The organism is Moraxella bovoculi (assembly GCF_000988745.2).
GTDB classification, from domain to species: domain Bacteria; phylum Pseudomonadota; class Gammaproteobacteria; order Pseudomonadales; family Moraxellaceae; genus Moraxella; species Moraxella bovoculi.
The window spans coordinates 2119584-2138650 of record NZ_CP011381.2 but is presented as its reverse complement, the minus strand read 5'-3'; the positions used below and the strand labels follow the sequence as shown (position 1 = coordinate 2138650).

19 protein-coding genes and 1 pseudogene are annotated in these 19067 nt (G+C 44.3%); 13 read left to right on the top strand and 7 right to left on the bottom strand.

Annotated elements, in window-relative coordinates; genetic code table 11:
* The first annotated feature begins 182 nt into the window (after positions 1-182).
* The 13 genes from rpmH (at position 183) to AAX10_RS09915 (ending at position 12939) form a co-directional block, all read left to right on the top strand.
* Complete coding sequence (gene rpmH, locus AAX10_RS09975; RefSeq protein WP_003662232.1) at positions 183-317, top strand: 50S ribosomal protein L34; 135 nt, start codon at positions 183-185, stop codon at positions 315-317.
* A 90-nt stretch (positions 318-407) separates the two neighbouring features.
* Positions 408-773, top strand: coding sequence for a ribonuclease P protein component (gene rnpA, locus AAX10_RS09970; protein ID WP_046700510.1), 366 nt, complete (start codon positions 408-410; stop codon positions 771-773).
* A 10-nt stretch (positions 774-783) separates the two neighbouring features.
* A complete protein-coding gene (gene yidD / locus AAX10_RS09965) occupies positions 784-1113 on the top strand; it encodes a membrane protein insertion efficiency factor YidD (RefSeq protein WP_036363780.1) in 330 nt (109 codons plus the stop codon).
* Between the two features lie 138 nt (positions 1114-1251).
* Entirely contained in the window at positions 1252-2913 is a 1662-nt protein-coding gene (gene yidC / locus AAX10_RS09960) for a membrane protein insertase YidC (protein WP_046700509.1), read from the top strand.
* Positions 2914-3077: 164 nt separating this feature from the next.
* Positions 3078-4466 carry a tRNA uridine-5-carboxymethylaminomethyl(34) synthesis GTPase MnmE gene (gene mnmE, locus AAX10_RS09955; RefSeq protein ID WP_046700508.1) on the top strand — a complete coding sequence of 463 codons (1389 nt, stop codon included), beginning with the start codon at positions 3078-3080 and terminating at the stop codon, positions 4464-4466.
* A 25-nt stretch (positions 4467-4491) separates the two neighbouring features.
* Positions 4492-4962, top strand: a complete 471-nt coding sequence (gene nrdR, locus AAX10_RS09950; RefSeq protein ID WP_036363789.1) for a transcriptional regulator NrdR — start codon at positions 4492-4494, stop codon at positions 4960-4962.
* Positions 4963-4966: 4 nt separating this feature from the next.
* Positions 4967-6028, top strand: a complete 1062-nt coding sequence (ribD, locus tag AAX10_RS09945; RefSeq protein ID WP_046700507.1) for a bifunctional diaminohydroxyphosphoribosylaminopyrimidine deaminase/5-amino-6-(5-phosphoribosylamino)uracil reductase RibD — start codon at positions 4967-4969, stop codon at positions 6026-6028.
* A 404-nt stretch (positions 6029-6432) separates the two neighbouring features.
* Complete coding sequence (locus tag AAX10_RS09940) at positions 6433-7095, top strand: riboflavin synthase (RefSeq protein ID WP_046700506.1); 663 nt, start codon at positions 6433-6435, stop codon at positions 7093-7095.
* Between the two features lie 169 nt (positions 7096-7264).
* Positions 7265-8266, top strand: coding sequence for a methionyl-tRNA formyltransferase (gene fmt / locus AAX10_RS09935; protein WP_036363794.1), 1002 nt, complete (start codon positions 7265-7267; stop codon positions 8264-8266).
* Position 8267: 1 nt separating this feature from the next.
* Positions 8268-9593 (top strand): 16S rRNA (cytosine(967)-C(5))-methyltransferase RsmB, encoded by a 1326-nt coding sequence (rsmB, locus tag AAX10_RS09930; RefSeq protein ID WP_226997779.1) that lies wholly within the window; start codon positions 8268-8270, stop codon positions 9591-9593.
* Between the two features lie 69 nt (positions 9594-9662).
* Positions 9663-11078: a threonine synthase gene (gene thrC, locus AAX10_RS09925; protein ID WP_046700505.1), complete on the top strand. Its 1416-nt coding sequence runs from the start codon at positions 9663-9665 to the stop codon at positions 11076-11078.
* A 63-nt stretch (positions 11079-11141) separates the two neighbouring features.
* Positions 11142-12326 carry a DNA-processing protein DprA gene (gene dprA / locus AAX10_RS09920; RefSeq protein ID WP_046700504.1) on the top strand — a complete coding sequence of 395 codons (1185 nt, stop codon included), beginning with the start codon at positions 11142-11144 and terminating at the stop codon, positions 12324-12326.
* The gene (locus tag AAX10_RS09915) at positions 12313-12939 is read left to right on the top strand and encodes an L-threonylcarbamoyladenylate synthase (RefSeq protein WP_046700503.1); all 627 of its coding nucleotides are present in this window, start codon (positions 12313-12315) and stop codon (positions 12937-12939) included. Before dprA ends, AAX10_RS09915 begins: the two co-directional genes overlap by 14 nt.
* A gap of 100 nt (positions 12940-13039) precedes the next feature.
* On the opposite strand, the gene AAX10_RS09910 is transcribed toward AAX10_RS09915, so the two are convergent.
* The 7 genes and pseudogenes from AAX10_RS09910 to AAX10_RS10450 form a co-directional block, all read right to left on the bottom strand.
* A complete protein-coding gene (locus tag AAX10_RS09910) occupies positions 13040-13288 on the bottom strand; it encodes a GlsB/YeaQ/YmgE family stress response membrane protein (RefSeq protein WP_046700502.1) in 249 nt (82 codons plus the stop codon).
* A 199-nt stretch (positions 13289-13487) separates the two neighbouring features.
* Complete coding sequence (gene ribBA, locus AAX10_RS09905; RefSeq protein WP_046700501.1) at positions 13488-14588, bottom strand: bifunctional 3,4-dihydroxy-2-butanone-4-phosphate synthase/GTP cyclohydrolase II; 1101 nt, start codon at positions 14586-14588, stop codon at positions 13488-13490.
* Between the two features lie 77 nt (positions 14589-14665).
* A pseudogene (locus tag AAX10_RS10695) lies at positions 14666-15199 on the bottom strand (HI_0552 family protein); the annotation flags it as partial.
* A gap of 115 nt (positions 15200-15314) precedes the next feature.
* The gene (locus tag AAX10_RS09890) at positions 15315-16499 is read right to left on the bottom strand and encodes an MFS transporter (protein ID WP_036363809.1); all 1185 of its coding nucleotides are present in this window, start codon (positions 16497-16499) and stop codon (positions 15315-15317) included.
* Positions 16500-16572: 73 nt separating this feature from the next.
* On the bottom strand, positions 16573-17847 hold the full coding sequence (locus tag AAX10_RS09885; protein ID WP_036363812.1) for a replication-associated recombination protein A: 1275 nt from the start codon (positions 17845-17847) through the stop codon (positions 16573-16575).
* Entirely contained in the window at positions 17835-18602 is a 768-nt protein-coding gene (locus tag AAX10_RS09880; RefSeq protein WP_036363815.1) for a hypothetical protein, read from the bottom strand. Before AAX10_RS09880 ends, AAX10_RS09885 begins: the two co-directional genes overlap by 13 nt.
* Positions 18603-18824: 222 nt before the next feature.
* A complete protein-coding gene (locus AAX10_RS10450; RefSeq protein ID WP_226997778.1) occupies positions 18825-19067 on the bottom strand; it encodes a class I SAM-dependent methyltransferase in 243 nt (80 codons plus the stop codon).

Sequence of the window (19067 nt, the reverse complement as noted above, 5' to 3'; positions counted from 1 at the left end):
ATGAAAATCATGGTAAATATCTTGACAATGAGTTTTGCTTTTGCTAGAATTGGTTCGTTTTTCACCTCATATTGGTGAATTTTCATTTATTAAACCCACCATAGCAGTCAGCTGCGGTACAAAAGTCGTCACTGTCAGGCTTCTGCAGAGCTTAGTGATGCCAACCAACCTTAAGGTATATTATGAAACGTACTTTTCAACCTAGCGTTCTAAAACGCAAGCGTACTCACGGTTTCCGTGCTCGTATGGCTACCAAAAAAGGCCGTCAAGTTTTGGCGCGTCGTCGTGCCAAAGGTCGTCATCGTTTGACCGTATAAACGACACATATCAAAAAGCACCACATTGTTGGTGCTTTTTTATTTGCCCTTTTTGATATATACTGCTTATTTTAAGCGATATAGTCCTTCATGAACAGCCAAAATTTTCATTTTACTAAAGATCAGCGTCTACTCACCCCTGCTGACTTCAAGCATGTCTTTGATTCCCCAATAAAAAAAATACATGGCGATCACTGTATTATGTTTGTCAAACACAATGACAAAGATATGCCACGATTGGGACTTGCCATTACCAAGAAAAAACTTAAACAGGCAGTCATGCGTAACAAAGTCAAACGAGTCACCAGAGAGGTTTTTCGCCTAAACCAACATGAGATAGCAGATGTGGATTTGGTGTTGATTGTTAAGATTGGCTTTACAAAAGATTTTGACATCATGAGTGATATTGTTAAGATTTTTGAAAAAATAAAATATCACTACCCTAAATCGTCCTAATCTTGGATTTATGATTAAGCATTTGTTGTTATTTTTGATAAAGATTTATCAAAAAGCCATCAGTCCAATGTTGCCAGCGCGTTGCCGGTATTATCCAACCTGTTCACACTATGGGCGACAGGCGTTAATGTGGTATGGTGTTCGCCGAGGATTGCCTTTGGCTGTGCGTCGTGTGTGCAGCTGCCACCCTTGGGGAGGTTCTGGCATAGATTTTGTGCCTGTGCCGATGCATCGATATCGTTATGATTTGGCGGATGATGCTTTGCTGATAGGGCAGACTGTTTTTTTGGATAAATTTAGCTATGCTGCCAGATTGAATCATCTAATGAAAAGTGGCTAAGTTTGCGCTTTTGTGAATATTTTCTATGATTTTATGCAAAAGTTTAGTAAAATAAAGGGTTTATTCACAAATTTATTGATGAATTTTGATTAATGGTGCGTCATTTTGCGCGCCTAAACGCATTGTTAGGATGTTTCCATGCAAAAAATTCTTCGGATTTTAATCATTATTGCCATCTTGATCACGAGTTATTTGCTCGTGCTTGCATGGCGTGATGACACAATGAATGCGCCAAAACCTGCGCCTATAGCGACACAAACCAGCAGCGTTGATGTCCCGAATACCACATCAGGCGGTGGTGATGTCCCTGCAGGCAGCACAGGCGCGTTGACAGCAAATGCAACAGCCACGACTCAAGCCGCTGCGGGCAATCTAATTACGGTATCGACTGATCGCTATGACATTCGTATCAATCCTGTCGGCGGTGATATTGTATATGCGGCGCTAAAACAGTACAATGCGACACTTGATAGTGCTGAGCGCTTTGTGCTACTTGAGAGCGATGCTGGGCGTACATATGTGGCGCAGTCAGGCCTGATCGGTCAAAATGGCATCGATACCGCTGAAGGTCGTGCTACGTATACCAGTCCGCGTAATAGCTATGAGTTAAATGGCGCAGGCACCCTACAAGTGCCTTTGGTACACCAAAAAGATGGTGTAACCATCACCAAGACCTATACCTTCAAGGCAGGTGAATACCCAATTAATCTAAGCTACAACATTAACAACACCTCTACTTCTGCTTGGCAAGGTCAGATGTATGCGCAGTTAAAGCGTGACAATAGTACTGATCCTGGTGTTGAAGATAAGGGCATGATGAGCATGGCAACCTACCTAGGTGGTGCTTGGGGTACGCCTGATGATCCTTATAACAAACTAAAATTTGGCAACTTTAATGACGGCGAGCTTAACGTTACAAGTCGTGATGGTTGGGTGGCGATCATTCAGCATTATTTCGTGTCAGCGTGGACGCCAGGCGAGTTTGATGGTCACTTCTACAGCCGCACCAGTGGCAATGATCATTTTATTGGCTTTAATAGCCCTGTAGTTAATGTGGCTGCCGGTAAACAAATCACGCTAGATGCTACGCTATACGCCGGTCCTAAAGTCCAAAAAGAGCTAGAACCTGTAGCAACCGGACTTGAAAAAACAGTCGATTACGGCGTGTTTTGGCCGATTTCTAAGCCGCTATTTATGGTACTAGAAGCGCTATATAAGATCCTTGGAAACTGGGGTTGGGCGATCGTCGGCTTGACAATTTTGGTTAAAATTGCACTGTTCTGGTTGTCTAACAAGAGCTACGTGTCTATGGCAAAAATGCGTGCCATTGCGCCAAAGCTACAAGCGCTTAAAGACAAGCACGGCGACGACCGCATGGCAATGAGCCAAGAGATGATGCAGCTTTATCGTGATGAGAAAGTGAACCCGATGGCAGGCTGTCTGCCAATTCTAATTCAGATGCCGATTTTCCTTGGGTTGTATTGGTGTTTGGTTGAGAGTGTTGAGCTTCGTCATGCGCCTTGGATTCTATGGATTAAAGACTTGTCTGCGATGGATCCTTGGTTTATTTTGCCAATCATCATGGCGGGCACGATGTTCGTTCAGCAGCTACTAAACCCGCAGCCGACAGATCCGATGCAGGCTAAGATGATGAAGATCATGCCGCTTGTGTTTGCAGTGTTTATGCTGTTCTTCCCAGCAGGCTTGGTGCTTTATTGGACAGTGAATAACTTATTCAGCATGGCACATCAGCACTGGGTAAATAAGCGTGTTGAAAAACAAATGCAGGCACGTGCATAACTATCCCATTAAACCCAAAAAAATCCCGTCAAATTGGCGGGATTTTTCGTTGGTTGGAGTTTACGAATGTTTTAAGGTGATTTATTGAACAACAGATAGTTCTATAACTTTTCTGCCAAAAGTGCTACAATAAAAGGTTATCAAAAAATAATTTTAGCAAATTTATGACTATCACCAAAATCATTCAAAGCCCTACGATTGCAGCCATCGCCACGCCCATTGGGCAAGGTGGTGTTGGTGTCATTCGTTTATCAGGTAAAGATGCTTATGAGATCGGCTGTAAGATCAGCCAAACGTCATCTTTGACGCCACGCCATGCGCATTTCACTAAGTTCATGGGCGATGCGGGTGTGATTGATGAAGGGGTGGTGATTTATTTTAAGGCGCCGCATTCTTTTACTGGTGAGGATGTGGTAGAGATTCAGGGGCATGGCGGTGTTGTGCTTCAGAATCTGCTTCTTGCGCGTTGTTTTGAGCTGGGTGCACGTCAAGCAACTGCCGGTGAATTTTCCATGCGTGCCTTTGAAAATGATAAGATTGACCTTGTGCAAGCCGAGGCAATCAGTGATGCCATTAGCGCAACCAGCATCGCCCAAGCCACCAGTGCCATTCGTTCTTTATCGGGTGAATTTTCTGACAAAATCAATGATCTGCTGGATAAATTAACCAACCTGCGATTATACGTTGAGGCGAGCATTGATTTTCCAGACGAAGAAGATGTGGATTTTTTATCAGATGGCGTGATTGAAGCTAAGATCGATGAGATTTTGTCGAAGTTAGATGAGATTTTGGCCACAGCTCATCAAGGGCAGCTGCTTCGCGATGGTGTACATGTGGTGCTGGCAGGTAAGCCCAACGCTGGCAAATCAAGCCTTTTGAATCGATTGGCGGGCACTGAGCGTGCAATCGTAACCGATATCGCAGGGACAACTCGTGATACCCTAGAAGAGCAGCTGAATTTAGATGGGCTTAGTGTGCATTTAACGGATACTGCAGGACTTAGACAAACTGATGACAAAGTAGAGCAGATAGGCATCCACCGTGCCAAAGAAGCCATCCATCGCGCTGATATTCTCTTGATGGTGTATGATGTGACTGCTGAGAATGATCCTGTGTCGCTCGCAAAATCACTGTTCGAGACCGAAGATTTTAAGAGATTGAATAAGAAACTTATCATGGTGGCAAATAAATCTGATTTATTGAATAATGTTTCACGTGAAACAGATGATACTAATGCCTTGTATGAGAACTTAATCAATGTTTCATGTGAAACTGGTGAAGGTATTGATCGTTTGATTGAGTATTTGAAGCAAAAAGTAGGTTTTCACCCGCCAGAGAACAGCCTAATTGCTCGTACGCGCCATATTGATGCATTAAAACGCGCTAAGGCGCATGTTGTCGACGCCAAAGAACAGCTGACAGTATTCTTTGCCGGTGAATTGGTGGCAGAGAGTTTAAAATCATCACAGCAGGCACTGGGCGAGATTACAGGTCAGATGAGTGCCGATGAGCTGCTTGGTAAGATTTTTTCTAGTTTTTGCATTGGTAAGTAATGATTGGATAATAAAGGAGTGACGGATGTATTGCCCTTATTGTAATGCGCTAGACACCAAGGTGATCGATTCTAGGCTGGCAGCTGAAGGCGCTCAAGTGCGCAGACGTCGTCAATGCACAGAATGTGGCGAAAGGTTTACTACATTTGAAGTGGTGGAAGTTGTCATGCCGCGCATCATTAAAACAAATGGGCGCATTGAGCCTTATGATCAGAACAAATTAAGACGCTCTATTTCACTGCCATTGCAAAAACGCCCTGTCACCAGTGATGAGATTGATGCCACCATTGGGCGTGTCGAACATAAGCTACGTAATATGGGTGAGCGTGAGATTTCTAGTAAGATGGTGGGCGAGGTGGTCATGTCTGAATTAAAAGGATTGGATGACGTGGCTTACGTAAGATTTGCCAGTATTTATCGGGATTTTCAAGACATCGCGGCATTCCAAGCTGAGCTTGCCAGCATTCATGCTGATGTAGAAATTGTGGAGAAGTAGCTTCATGACCCAGTTATCTTATGATAAAAATTACACATCAGAGGATGTGTACTATATGAATCTTGCCATTGCGGAGGCAAAAAAAGGTAGTTTTACTACAAAACCAAATCCTGCAGTAGGCTGTGTTATTGTTAAGAATAATTTAATAATTGGAATTGGATTTCACCCTAAGGCTGGCATGCCACATGCTGAAGTTTATGCGCTAAGAGATGCAGAATCTAAAGGTATTGATGTCTCAGGAGCGACAGCCTATGTGACGTTAGAGCCCTGCAGTCATACCGGCAGGACACCGCCATGTGCCGAGGCGCTAGTAAAAGCCAATCTAGCGCGCGTTGTTGTCGCTACGCTAGACGCTAACCCTCTCGTGTCCGGTAACGGTGTTAAGAGACTCATACAAGCGGGTATCTTAGTCACGGTTGGCGTGTGTGAAGATGAAGCTAAAGCATTAAATAAAGGCTTCTTAACCGCGATGGCAACCAAAAAGCCCTATGTACGCTTAAAAATGGCAATGAGCCTAGATGGTAAAATTGCCATGAGTAACGGCGAATCTAAATGGATAACTGGTGTAGAAGCGCGAGAAAACGTCCAAAAACTTCGTGCAAAAAGTGGTGCTATCATCACTGGTTCTGGTACTGTTATCGCAGATGATCCAGCCTTAAATGTACGCTCCAAGATGTTGGGGGTTGCTGCAGATGAGATTATTCAGCCTAAGATAGTGGTGGTTGATAGAAGCTGTAAGCTTGATTACTGTGATGATTATCAAGTATTTAAAGATAAAAACACCCTGCTATGGCGAGATGATTTAGAGACGCTACTTGACGTACTGGCGGCCCAGTATCAATGTCACGATGTGCTGGTTGAGTCAGGAAGTGTGTTGGCGGGCGCTTTTATTAAAAAGGGGCTGGTAGATGAGCTTATTATATATCAAGCGCCTTGTATTTTGGGCAGCACTGCAAAAACAGCATTTGAATTTACGCTGGAAACACTAGCATCACAAAAAAAATTTAATTTAATAGAGTATAAAAAGATCGGCAACGATCTAAAATTGACATTCCAAAAGATCTGATGAATCAGTAAGAAATAAAGTTATCCACAGATAAAAATAGATGATTTGAATCATTATTCATACTAGTTTTTAGGTTAAGAAACATTGTGGATAAATTTATTGAATTAGTGACGTATTTACCTGATATTTTTCAATAAATACATGATTTTATTAATGTTCCATGTGAAACATTGACCTAATATTGATTACTATTTATTTGTTAATTGTTTGTGGATAACTTTTATTGTCTTTACAGTATAATTGCCTAAATATCCAAGAGATTTAGAGTTATCCACAGGATTTTTATCATTAGTATATTGCGCTAATCTGATAACTTGATGAGTAAATAATTTAATGAGTTATATCAATTAAATTTTGATTTAAATAATATTAATAATCTAGAAATTAGGATGTTGAGACTAAGTATGTTTACAGGTATCATAGAGACGACAGGCACGCTGACCGCCATTACGCCCACAGGTGGCGATGTGCGATTAACCATTTCCGCCCCCGAGCTTGATTTTGGCGATGTCAAATTGGGCGATTCCATTGCGTCCAACGGCATTTGCTTGACGGTGGTGGCAATAGACGGCAACAGCTATACGGTCGATGTTTCACGTGAAACATTAGCCATTTCCGCCCTAAACGTCTGGAAGGTGGGCGATACGCTGAACCTAGAAAAAGCCATGCTCCCAATCACGCGTTTTGGTGGGCACATCGTGGCAGGTCATGTGGACGGCGTGGGCAAAATCGCCAAAATCGCCAAAGACGCTCGCTCGGTCTATATCGAAGTCGCCCTACCGTCAGAGCTGATGAAATACACTGCCGACAAAGGCTCAATCACGGTGGACGGCATCAGTCTCACGACCAACCGCATAAAGCCGTCTGAACATATCGTCTGCCTGAATATCATTCCGCACACTGCTGAGATGACCAACATCGCACGACATTGGGCGGTGGGGCGAGCGGTGAATATAGAAGTGGATTTGGTGGCACGGTATTTGGAGCGACTTATCGGAGCAAAAACCGACACACCCCAAAGCAACATTACCGAAGAGCTATTAATAAAAAGTGGGTTTTTTAAATAGGCTTAATGAATTCAATATGTGGTATAGGATTTGTGGTGGCGTGCTGTACACGTCTATGAAATGATAATACCAAAGGACGTGTTCAGTACGTCCCCACATTCATATTATTAAATTGGATTGCGGTAATTTAAAAATATATGATAATTACCCAATATTATAAAGGTAAAAAATGAACCATAAATTACGCCTAATTTTCGCAGGCACACCAGAATTTGCCAAAGTCGCCTTACAAGCCCTGATTGACCGCCAAGATGAGCTAAATCTTGATATTGTGGCGGTCTATACTCAGCCCGACCGCAAGGCAGGACGGGGACAAAAATTGACCGCCAGTCCCGTCAAAGAGCTTGCCCTTAGTCATAATATTCCTGTGGAACAGCCGATAAGTTTTAGCTTAAAGCATGAAAACGGACAGGTTTCACGTGAAACGCTTGCCAATTATCGCCCTGATGTGATGATTGTTTGTGCTTATGGCTTGATTTTACCGCTTGGCATCTTAAATACTCCAACCTATGGTTGCCTAAATATTCACGGCTCGCTACTGCCTAGGTGGCGTGGGGCGGCTCCCATTCATCGCTCGATTTTGGCGGGCGATACGACCACAGGCATTACCATCATGCAGATGAATCAAGGACTTGACACGGGCGATATGCTCTACAAGCTCCCTTGCGAAATTATAGATACTGACACAACCCAAACGCTTCATGACAAACTTGCCGAGCTTGGCGGGCAGGCGATGGTAATAGTGTTAAAAGACTTGGCAACTTATCAAGCCAATGCTAAGCCACAAGACGACAGTCTTGCCAATTATGCTGAAAAAGTAAGCACCGATGAAGGGCGAATCAACTGGCAAAATTCTGCTCATCACATTAACCGCCAAATCCGTGCGTTAAATGCGTTTGCTTTTTTAAATGGCGAGCGTATCAAGGTGCTAGAATGCACGCCCATAAAGCCTGACCAAACCACGACCGAGACGGCAGGTAAGATTGTAAGCATTGGGCGAAAGGCGGTGCTGGTGGCGTGTGGTGCTGATGACAATGGCAATAAGCATTTGATAAATATCACAAAAATGCAATGGGCAGGGGGTAAGCCTTTGACTGCCGAACAAATTGCGGTGGGTGATAAATTAAAAGACGGACAGGTTTTTGATAATAATGCTGACAATGGGCAATAATATGCAAATCAATCCACAATTACCCGTCCGAGCCAATATTATTTTAACCCTCGAAAAAATCAATCAAGGGCAATCTTTATCATTATTATTAGACGATTTATTGACCGCCGTCAAAGATAATGAAAAAGGCTTTACTCACGAATTATTATTAGGCACGCTTCGTCATTGGCACGCCATTAGTCGCATTGGCGAGAGTTTGATAAAGCAGCCCCCAACCGATATTGGCATTACTTGTGCGTTAAACATGGGCTTGTATGAACTTTTATATATGAACACGCCTGATTATGCCATTATTAACGAAACATTAAATGCGGTCAAATCTTTAAATAAAAATTATGGCGTAGGGCTAATTAACGCCATATTGAGAAAAGTGGCGGATAAAAAAGAAAAATTCGCCAAAAAGATAAATAAAAATCACAGCCTGCCAAATTGGCTTGCCAAAGAATTAAAACAAGATTGGGGCGATTATTATGAAAATTTGGGGCAAAATCTGCGAAAACCCGCTCCGATATTTTTGCGTGTGAATGGCAAATTTAGCACACTTACATATTATGCTAATCTGTTAAATTCTGCCGATATCGCCCACGAAATTCTACCGCTTGGCGTGGCACACGAGCGTGTGATTAAGCTGACTGCTTCGCAAAAAGTGCAATCTTTACCACATTTTCAAGACGGTTTTGTGAGTGTGCAAGACCGTCATGCACAGCTTTGTGGGCATATTTTAAAGGCGTTAAACCTACCCAAAAACCTAAGACTGTTGGACGCTTGCACCGCCCCAGGGGGTAAGTTGGCTCAAATGTTGGAGTTGTCAAACGATGTGTTTCACGTGGAACATGTTACGGCATTAGACAATGACGAAAAACGTCTAAACCGTGTGCATGACAATTTGGCTCGCTTGCAGTTGGCGGACAAGGCGGACGTGATTTGTGCGGATGGCACGAGTTATCGCACGGACACGCCCTTTGATGTCATCGTGCTTGACGCTCCGTGCAGTGCCACGGGGGTCATCAGGCGACACCCTGACATTGCCCTGCTTCGCACCGAGCAAGATGTCGCCCAAACGGTTGCCTTACAAGCTAAAATTTTACAAAATCTGTGGCAGAATCTGGTGGTGGGCGGACATTTGTTCTATATTACCTGCTCCTTGTTAAAGGCGGAAAACGAACACCAAATCACAAATTTCCTTGCCAAAATATCAAACGCCAAAGCGGTGGATTTTGAATTGACCCTACCCAATCAAATCAAGCAAGCGGTGGGTTATCAATGCTTGCCTTTAAATGACGATGACGGCGACGGGTTTTATTATGCGTTGCTACAAAAAGTGTAACGGCATTTGCCAAACTGTGCTAAAATTTGGCTAATTTGTTTTATTATAAACTTTTTATTTGGAAAATTTATGCAATACATCAGTACTCGTGGTAATACCGCTCCCATGCAGTTTAGTGACGTTCTATTGATGGGTCTTGCTCCTGATGGCGGTTTGATGCTGCCAGAGGTGTATCCGCAAATTGACCGTACTACTTTGGATAAATGGCGTTCGCTGTCTTATACCGAGCTTGCTTTTGAGATTATGTCGCTGTTTGCAACAGACATCCCAAGCGATGATTTAAAAGCTCTAATCGATAAAACCTACACCAAGGCGGTGTTTAACTCAGATGACATCACGCCAGTAACACGCTTGTATGATGATGTGTATTTGCTCGAGCTGTCCAATGGTCCAACGCTTGCCTTTAAAGACATGGCGATGCAATTTTTGGGCAATGCCTTTGAATACGTCTTAAAGCAAAAAGGCGAAAGACTGACCATCATTGGCGCAACCTCTGGCGATACAGGCAGCGCAGCAGAATATGCGCTGCGTGGCAAAGATAATATCCACGTCTTTATGATGTCGCCACATGGCAAGATGAGTGCCTTTCAGCGCGCGCAGATGTATAGCCTAGATGATGACAACATTCATAATATTGCCATTAATGGCATGTTCGACGACTGTCAAGACATCGTAAAGGCTCTGCAAGAAGATGCTGATTTTAAGGCGAAATATAGCCTTGGCACGGTCAATTCAATCAACTGGGGTCGTATTTTAGCCCAGATTGTTTATTACTTTAAGGGTTATTTTGGTGCGACGAATAGTAATGATGAGAAAGTGAGCTTCTGCGTGCCATCGGGCAACTTTGGTAACATCTGCGCAGGTCACATTGCTCGTGAGATGGGCTTGCCGATCGATCGCCTTATTGTCGCGACCAACGAAAATGACGTGCTAAATGAATTTTTTGCCACTGGTAATTATGCGCCAAGAAAGGCAAGCGAGACTTTCGTAACGTCTAGTCCGTCGATGGACATTTCAAAAGCGTCTAATTTTGAGCGTTTTGTTTATCTTCTGCTTGATAAGGGTACCAGCAAGGTTAACGCCTTATTCAACGATGTGAGAACTGGCAAGGGCTTTGATCTAGAAGATAAATTAAGCGACATCAATGGCAAATTTGGCTTCGTATCTGGTAAATCCACCCATGCTGACCGTCTAGACACCATTAAAAAAGTACACACTGAGACGGGCAGACTTATCGACCCGCACACAGCCGATGGCGTCAAGGTGGCACTAGATGTCAAGCAAGCCAATGAAAAAATCGTCGTGGCTGAGACTGCCTTGCCGATTAAATTTGAAGAAACCATGACAGAAGCCTTAGGTCAAATTGACCTACCAAGACCTGAGCACACTGTGGGACTAGAGGACAAAGAGCAGTTCGTAACCATTCTGGAAAATGATGCTCTTCTGGTAGCAGAACAGATCAAAAATGTAGTTGCTGCCAAATAAATCCACCATAAAAAACAGCCAAAATCATGATGATTTGGCTGTTTTTATCTGCTTATGATAAATATGTCTTATCAAACTTTAAATGCGCATACAGCCACTTTAGCGCTTTGGTACATCGTTAATACATCGCTATCGTCTTATTATAAGCTGATGGGCGCTTTTGATGATCCTAAGTCTGCACTGAGCCAGCCTGTCGATGCATGGCGTTCATTGTCGATTCATGCCGCCCACATCAAAAGGTGGGAAGATGAGGATAATGTGATGGCATTCGTCAATAAAGTTTCGGATGACGTCAATCGTGGTGTGTATGGCGTGTTATTCTGCGGTGATGAGGATTATCCTGTTCAATTAACCAATATTTATGATCCGCCGCCGGTGCTGTTTTATCGGGGTAATGTCGCTCGGTTGATGGATAAACAAATCGCCATCGTTGGTAGCCGTAATCCGACAGAGCATGCACAGAAAATCACCTTTGATATGGCGCAATATTTGGTGCAGTCGGGTTTTAGTATCACCAGCGGTCTGGCGCAAGGTGTAGATCGTGCTGCACACCTTGGTGCCTTGTCCCAAGATGATGTATTGGGGTGCACCATCGGCGTGATGGGTACGGGCATCGATGTCTGCTATCCTAAGAATCATAACGCATTATTCGCACAAATCATCCAAGATGGCGGTGTGCTGATTACTGAGCTTCTGCCAAGCACCCCTGCCAGTAAGCATACTTTTCCACGTCGCAATCGATTGGTGGCAGGGCTGTCATTAGCGACCGTGGTTACAGAAGCCGCACTTCAAAGCGGTTCGCTCATCACGGCTCGTCTGGCCGCTGAGCAAGGCAAACAGGTCTTCGCTGTGCCAAACTTGATTGATAATAAGAATGCTGAAGGTTGCCATCATCTCATTCGAGAGGGTGCAACGCTCATCTATCATCCAGATCAGATCTTAGAAGATATTCAAGATGAGAGCGCTTATACTGCGCTGCCTAAGACATTCTCGCGTGGCGTTTCGGCATTTAGTGATGAACAAGTTTCATCAGAAGAAATTAAGCCCGCTACTAAGGCTGAGCCCTTTGTGCCTGTGGTGCCGAATCATTTGGCGCTTTTGATATCGAGGCTTGGCAGCGAGCCGAAGGATTTGGATGCTTTGGTTGCAAGTACTGGCATGGATACGGGCAGCCTGCTGGCTCAGCTGATGGAGCTTGAATTATTGGGGTTAGTGGCTCAAATCGGGGGTCGTTATGTGCGAACCTAAGATTTTTAATATTGATCAAATCCCTGATGTGGTGAATTTCTTACGTTTGGGCGGTGTGCTTGCCTATCCTAGTGAAAGCGTGTGGGGGCTGGGCTGTGATGCTTTTAATGTATCGGCCATTGAGCGGATTTTTGAGCTAAAATCACGTCCTGAGCACAAGGGATTGATTGTATTGACTGATAGTACTGCCAAAGTTGCGCCGCTATTACAGGATATACCTCAAGAGCTACAGAGCGATGTTTTACAAAAGCTTCAAAAAGCAAATGATGAATTTGATATCCGCACTGCTGATCAAGCCCAAACTTATCTCATGCCAGTCTCTAAGTTGGTAAAATTACCCGACATACTTACGGGCGGTTTTGACACATTGGCGGTGCGCGTGACGCATCATCCGATATTGGCGCAGATTTGCAATCAATTAACCAGCGCCGAAAACCCTTTTGGATTTTTGGTATCTACCAGCTGTAATATCAGCGGTGCACCATCTGCCACCACAATTAATGAAGCGATGGCGTATTTTGCCAGTCAAGTAGCGTATCTTAACACAGATGGTTTAGGTTTTACCAAGCCGAGTCAAATTATCGATCTGATGACAGGCGATGTGTTAAGATAATTAAATGTTCCACGTGGAACTAATCAAACCATAATTAATGCAACAAGCAAATGAAAAAGACAGGCATAAAACCTGTCTTTTTCATTGTAAATACTATGAATTAGGTGCGTTTAGCAATAAACTCATAGATGAACAGTACAATGATCGCACCGATCACAGAAAGCACTAAGCCACCAAAGCCACCATCAGCGCGAATGCCTAAGCCGCTAGCGATTAGATCACCTACGAATGCACCTATAATACCTAGAATGATGGTTAAAATCCATCCCATGCTGTCAGCGCCTGGCTTGATTGCACGTGCTAATAAACCTACGATAAATCCAATAATAATTGTCCAAAGCCATGCCATTTTTTAATCTCCTCAAGTTTTGTTAATGATTGGGATCTAGCAATTAACCTTGATTTCATTATACATAACTCAGATGGTTTTGATAGTCAAATCAGCCAGATAATTGTATAAGCTGTGTCGCAAAATTCCGTTATCTGACCAAAAATTAATCAAAATGTTAACTTATGTGACTAGCGTTGGTTTTGGGTGTTAGTTTGGGTTATTTTGGTGCACTAACAGACTCTACGATATTTAGATCAAAGCCCGATACGTTGAATTTGGCAGGGCTAGACAATAGACGCATGTCGCGAACATCTAGCAGTTTTAGGATCTGCGCGCCCACACCAATGCTGCGGTATGGCTCTTTTGCTTCGTGGATACTGTTATTTGCTTTGCATTTATCCAATGCGTCGCTTAGATCCACAGGTGCGCCATTATCGATCCATACGAATACACCGCGATCGCTTTGACCGATTTCTTTTAGGGCGGCTCGGATGTCCCAGCCTGATTTGCCCGTGGTGCTGTCGCTTGCGCCCAATAAGTCGCGCAGTGGGTTTAGGCTGTGGACACGAACGGTGGCTACGCCTTCGGATGGTTCGCCTTTGGTTAGGGCGATATGAATCTCACTTGCGCCATATTCTTGGAAGCGGTGCAGGGTAAATTGACCAAATTCGCTGTCAAACTCACGGCTATCGATGAGTTCTACGGTTTGTTCGTTGGTCATGCGATAGTGAATTAGATCAGCAATGGTGCCGATTTTTAGGCCGTATTCTGCTGCGAATACCTCAAGATCAGCACGACGTGCCATCTCACCATCTTCTTTGATGATCTCACAGATCACTGCTGCAGGCTCAAGTCCTGCAAGGCGCGCTAGATCACAACCTGCTTCTGTATGACCAGCGCGATGCAGTACACCGCCTTTTTTTGCCATGATGGGGAAGATATGCCCAGGCTGGACGATGTCTGATGGTTTGGCAAATGGGGCGACCGCAGCTTGAATGGTGCGGGCGCGATCAGCCGCTGAGATGCCTGTGGTAACACCTTCGGCAGCTTCGATTGATAGGGTGAAGTTGGTGCTGAATTTGGCGCCGTTCTTGTCGCTCATGAGCGGCAGCTCAAGCTGTTTGCAACGCTCTTCTGATAAGGTTAGACACACAAGACCGCGTGCGTATTTAATCATAAAGTTAATGTCTTCGGCGCGCACGTGCGTTGCTGCCATGACAATGTCGCCTTCATTCTCGCGGTCTTCGTCATCCATTAAGATGACCATTTTGCCGGCTTTGATGTCTTCGATGATTTCTTGTGCGGTGTTTAGTGCCATGGGAGGTCTGCCTAAGTTGATAATTTTATAAGAATATGGGGGTGGTTTGGATTTTATAAAGGGCGATGATCAAAATCTTAATCGGTCAATTTGCCGTGACAATGTCGGTATAAATCAGACAGCGTCGCGATGGTTTGCACTGCCCAACTCACCAATGAATCAGCATCAAAATCATCCAAATCCTCTGCCAAGATATAAGTGCCAACTCGGCACCAATTGGTGTCGGTGTGCAGATGTTGATCATTAAAGTCATGATAAAATCCGCTCATCGGCATAAAATTACCATATTCATCAGTGTCATTCGTCCAATAATAAAACGGCAAATCACCATCCGTGATTTTGGATAAGTCAGCATCCATCCATGCGTCAAAGTTAGCCAACGTAGATGCTGATTGTGCCGCCTTCTAAGCGTGCCAGTCAAGCTGAATCATGAGGCGTTTTTTGTTCAGAATAACAATAATGATCGGTGCGTTGCCAAGATAGGCATCGTATTTAAAATAAGCAAAAAAGTGATTGCGAATCTGCCAGCCGTTGCACCATTTTTCGATGTGTGGCGTGGCGAATTGTGTGGGCAGATTGGCATAGACAGACAGGATGAAAGGCTTAAAATCCTGCCATGCACTTGATGATTTGCCTTAATGATGGGCAGATTATCTGCATGATCGTGCTTTAGCAGTTTGATTTGCGAGTGTGGTTTGTCCAGAATATGAGCGTGCCTTTGGGTGATCATGATTTGCTTTCAAACATATAAGGGCGCGTGGCGAACCAAGCAAAGTAGATATTGGCAACCATGAGCGCCAAAAATGTCATAAGTGGCATGTGCCAATCTTGATAAATCTCAAACAGCTTGCCAAGCAGCACAGGCCCAAAAAACGCAATCGTATAACCCACCGCCTGCACCATTCCCGACACATCACGAGCGGTCTCGGCATCATGTGTGCGCAGCGAGAACATCATAAGTGATAGGGTAAAAATAGACGCCGCACCCAGCCCCATTAATAAAGACCACAGATGCAGATACTCTGGCATATAAATCAGACCAGCCACACCAACAGCATCCAAAATGGCAGCGACCACAGCCGTGACACGCACAGGCGCGCCGCGCTTGATGAGATAGGTTAGCGCGATGATGGTGAACGGTGCGGCAATCTGAAAGGTGAGCGCAAGCTCAGTCGCACGATGTAGTGGCAGCCCCTTGGCAGCCCCGATCATCGGCAAGAATGCCGCCATCCCATAGAACAGCAGCGACTGAATGCCCATAAATGCTGCCAGTGCCCACGCATTAATGTCCGCCCATGGATTGAAGTTTGATTTGCCTTGGCTTGTTAAAGTACTGTTAGGCTTGCTGCGCTTGGCGATTATCAGCCAGATGATGAGTGTCATCACACCGACTACCGCCCATGAGCCCATGCCAATTTGCCAACCAAAAGCTTGCGTCATCGGCAGCACCGCCCACGCCACTCCGCCTGCAAAAAGCGACATACATAGACTAAGCAGGCCTGTCATCAGTGCGATGTGGTTGGGCGCGTGTTTTTTGATGAGTGGTGCGCCAAGTGTGTTCATAAAACCAATCGCAAGCGCCATCACGCCCGTGCCGACGAAGAATAGCCCAGCATCACCCAAGACGCGCACACCAAGTGCAAGGCTTAGCAGTCCCACCATCAAGATTAAACTCTGCTCAAGCCCTAGACGCCTTGCAAGATAAGGCGATAACAGTGAGCCTATCGCAAAGGCAGGCATTGGTAGCGCGCCAAGCCAGCCGATCATGCCATCTGTCAGACCCAGTGTGTCTTTTAGAATTGGCGCAAGCGAGCCTAACATGACAATCGGCGCGCGCATGTTAACAGCAAGTAGAATGAGTGCGATGGCAACTAGGGCGAGTGGGACGGCTGTGGCTTTTGATTGTTTCACGTGGAACACCTAAGGCTGATTGGCTGGTTAAGTAATTTATTTTAAATATAAAATCTTCAATTGATTCACTACATCATGGAACACTTGCCTTTAGCCAATTCATAAAATTAAAACTTGCTTGTTCTTTTTGATTGTCGGCAAAATGATAAAAGCGTTTGCCAATCAAATTATCAGGCAAATAGGTTTGGGGATAATAATGATTGGCATAATCGTGCGGATAGACATAATCCACACCATAGCCTGATTGTTTCATGAGTTCGGTTACGCCATTCCTTAGATGCAGCGGTACGGGCGAGTTGTCGTTTTTGACAAAGGCAAGGGCTTCGTTAATGGCGGTGTAGGTGCTGTTGGATTTGGGCGATGTGGTAAGATAGACAGTCGCTTGGGCAAGGATAATGCGGGCTTCGGGCATACCGATAGACTGCACCGAACGCAAGGCGGTGTCGGCAAGTAGTAGGGCGTTGGGGTTGGCAAGTCCGATGTCCTCACTTGCCAAAATCACCAGTCGCCTTGCGATAAAGGTGGGGTCTTCGCCAGCAGTCAACATACGAGCGAGCCAATAAATGCTAGCGTCAGCGTCCGAGCCACGCACTGATTTGATGAATGCCGAGATGACATCATAGTGCATATCGCCTGCCCTGTCGTAGCGTGGGAGTACGGTTTGGGCGATGTTTTGGAGCAGGGTGTCGTCTATGATTAGGGTGTGATTGTCTGAGTTTTGGCAGGCGATTTCTAATAAATTGAGTGCCTTACGAGCATCCCCACTGGCAAGGCGTACGATATTGGCAAGGTCGCCTTGTACCGTGAAATTTTTCAAAAATGTATCAGTCGCCAACGCCCTTTTTAATACTTGTACCAATTCATCAACGGTCAATGGCTCCAAGCGATACACTTGACAGCGAGAGAGCAGGGCGTTGTTTACGCTAAAAGACGGATTTTCGGTGGTCGCCCCAATCAGGGTAATCTTGCCAGACTCAACCGCCCCAAGCAGAGCGTCTTGTTGGGCTTTATTGAAGCGATGAATTTCATCAATAAAAAGCACAGGCGAGCCAAAATCAAAACCGCCTGTCATGCCTTTTCCGCCGTCTATCAGCTCACGCAACTCCTTGACGGTCAAATCAAGGGCGGATAGCAGATGAAATTCACGCCCAACAGCATGGGCAAGTAGACGTGCCAAAGTCGTCTTGCCAATGCCTGCTTCGCCATACAAAATCAGGCTTGGCAAGTGGTTATGAGCAATCATACGGCTAATGGGGGCATTGTCGCCCAATAGGTGCGTCTGTCCGATGATGTCGGATAAGCTCTTTGGGCGGACTCGTTCGGCAAGCGGGGTGTTTAAAGTAGCCATTTTGGAGTTTTGTACCAATGGTATTTTGTCAATAAATCGATTAAAAATAATGCAGGGGTAAATAAAATAAAGAAATAAAAATCAGCCCCCAGATATCTTATCATGAGAAATCCAGTAAGATAATTTAATATAAACTCTACTAGATTGATATTCTTTAATTTTGGATTTAATCGTAATGTTGTATGGCAATTTTGACACACAAAATCATCATCAATCGTTTTATGTAGTCTTTGCGATTGGCAATGTAGGCAATAAGTGGTAAATCTATTAAACGTGGCTTTTAATTCATCATGAGCAAGCGATACATTAAAATCATTTTTGATAGTATCATAAATATCAACGCCCTTTATAATGAGTTTGTTTTTTAATTTATAAGCATGGTAATATTTAAGATTATTTTCAATGGCAAAAATACCCATAACAATTAAAATGCCAATAATAATGGCAAATGTTATCCAAAATTCTGTACCAAGATTTAATTTATCAAAATTATCAACGGTAAATATGATGGCATAAAAAATTGCAAACATAACCGCAACAACAGTATATATTTTATATTGATGTTTGGTAAAATATTTGGTAAATTGCCAAAAGGTCATTTGCTCCAAATCAGGCGTAAAAGGATTAACCAAAATGCTTCTTTGGCAATGCGGACAAAAAATAATGCCATTTTCATAAATCACATTATCAAAGACCTGACCGCAATCGCTGTGCGGACAAGTGCATGGGGCGGGTGGTGAAAAAATGGGTTTCACGGAGTATTATACTATTTTTTAGGCTTGTAGGGGCAAATCACATTTGCCCTTTGAAATATCAAATTTTTGGGCGAATGTCATTCGCCCCTACACGTCCAAATTTTAAAATACATCTTTGTTGAACAATACCGCCAATTTTAACATTTTTAATTGTCGTTTGACGTAAAAAACTACCAAAATAAAAAAGGGCTTTCGCCCCATTATGCCATTATCCACCCCTTTTCACAAGATTGGTAAACAGCTCTCAACCTTCTCTAGGCTTGACTGAATTATGAACCACTCCATGGTCTGTATGCCAGAATAAGGCTCAAACAACGCGCGATACTCCGCCATACTACCCCCAAACGGCGGACTGCTCTGAAACTCACAATCAAACAGTACACCCGCCGGTCGCCCCTTATCACGTAGCAAGCGATGCACTTGGCGAGCATATTCATCACGGCGGCTTGGGTCTATCGCACCCAA

Excerpts from the sequence above, each read along its gene's own strand:
- rpmH (WP_003662232.1), top strand. The coding sequence starts at position 183 with ATGAAACGTACTTTTCAACCTAGCGTTCTAAAACGCAAGCGTACTCAC.
- rnpA (WP_046700510.1), top strand. The coding sequence starts at position 408 with ATGAACAGCCAAAATTTTCATTTTACTAAAGATCAGCGTCTACTCACC.
- yidD (WP_036363780.1), top strand. The coding sequence starts at position 784 with ATGATTAAGCATTTGTTGTTATTTTTGATAAAGATTTATCAAAAAGCC.
- yidC (WP_046700509.1), top strand. The coding sequence starts at position 1,252 with ATGCAAAAAATTCTTCGGATTTTAATCATTATTGCCATCTTGATCACG.
- mnmE (WP_046700508.1), top strand. The coding sequence starts at position 3,078 with ATGACTATCACCAAAATCATTCAAAGCCCTACGATTGCAGCCATCGCC.
- nrdR (WP_036363789.1), top strand. The coding sequence starts at position 4,492 with ATGTATTGCCCTTATTGTAATGCGCTAGACACCAAGGTGATCGATTCT.
- ribD (WP_046700507.1), top strand. The coding sequence starts at position 4,967 with ATGACCCAGTTATCTTATGATAAAAATTACACATCAGAGGATGTGTAC.
- AAX10_RS09940 (WP_046700506.1), top strand. The coding sequence starts at position 6,433 with ATGTTTACAGGTATCATAGAGACGACAGGCACGCTGACCGCCATTACG.
- fmt (WP_036363794.1), top strand. The coding sequence starts at position 7,265 with ATGAACCATAAATTACGCCTAATTTTCGCAGGCACACCAGAATTTGCC.
- rsmB (WP_226997779.1), top strand. The coding sequence starts at position 8,268 with ATGCAAATCAATCCACAATTACCCGTCCGAGCCAATATTATTTTAACC.
- thrC (WP_046700505.1), top strand. The coding sequence starts at position 9,663 with ATGCAATACATCAGTACTCGTGGTAATACCGCTCCCATGCAGTTTAGT.
- dprA (WP_046700504.1), top strand. The coding sequence starts at position 11,142 with ATGTCTTATCAAACTTTAAATGCGCATACAGCCACTTTAGCGCTTTGG.
- AAX10_RS09915 (WP_046700503.1), top strand. The coding sequence starts at position 12,313 with ATGTGCGAACCTAAGATTTTTAATATTGATCAAATCCCTGATGTGGTG.
- AAX10_RS09910 (WP_046700502.1), bottom strand. The coding sequence starts at position 13,288 with ATGGCATGGCTTTGGACAATTATTATTGGATTTATCGTAGGTTTATTA.
- ribBA (WP_046700501.1), bottom strand. The coding sequence starts at position 14,588 with ATGGCACTAAACACCGCACAAGAAATCATCGAAGACATCAAAGCCGGC.
- AAX10_RS09885 (WP_036363812.1), bottom strand. The coding sequence starts at position 17,847 with ATGGCTACTTTAAACACCCCGCTTGCCGAACGAGTCCGCCCAAAGAGC.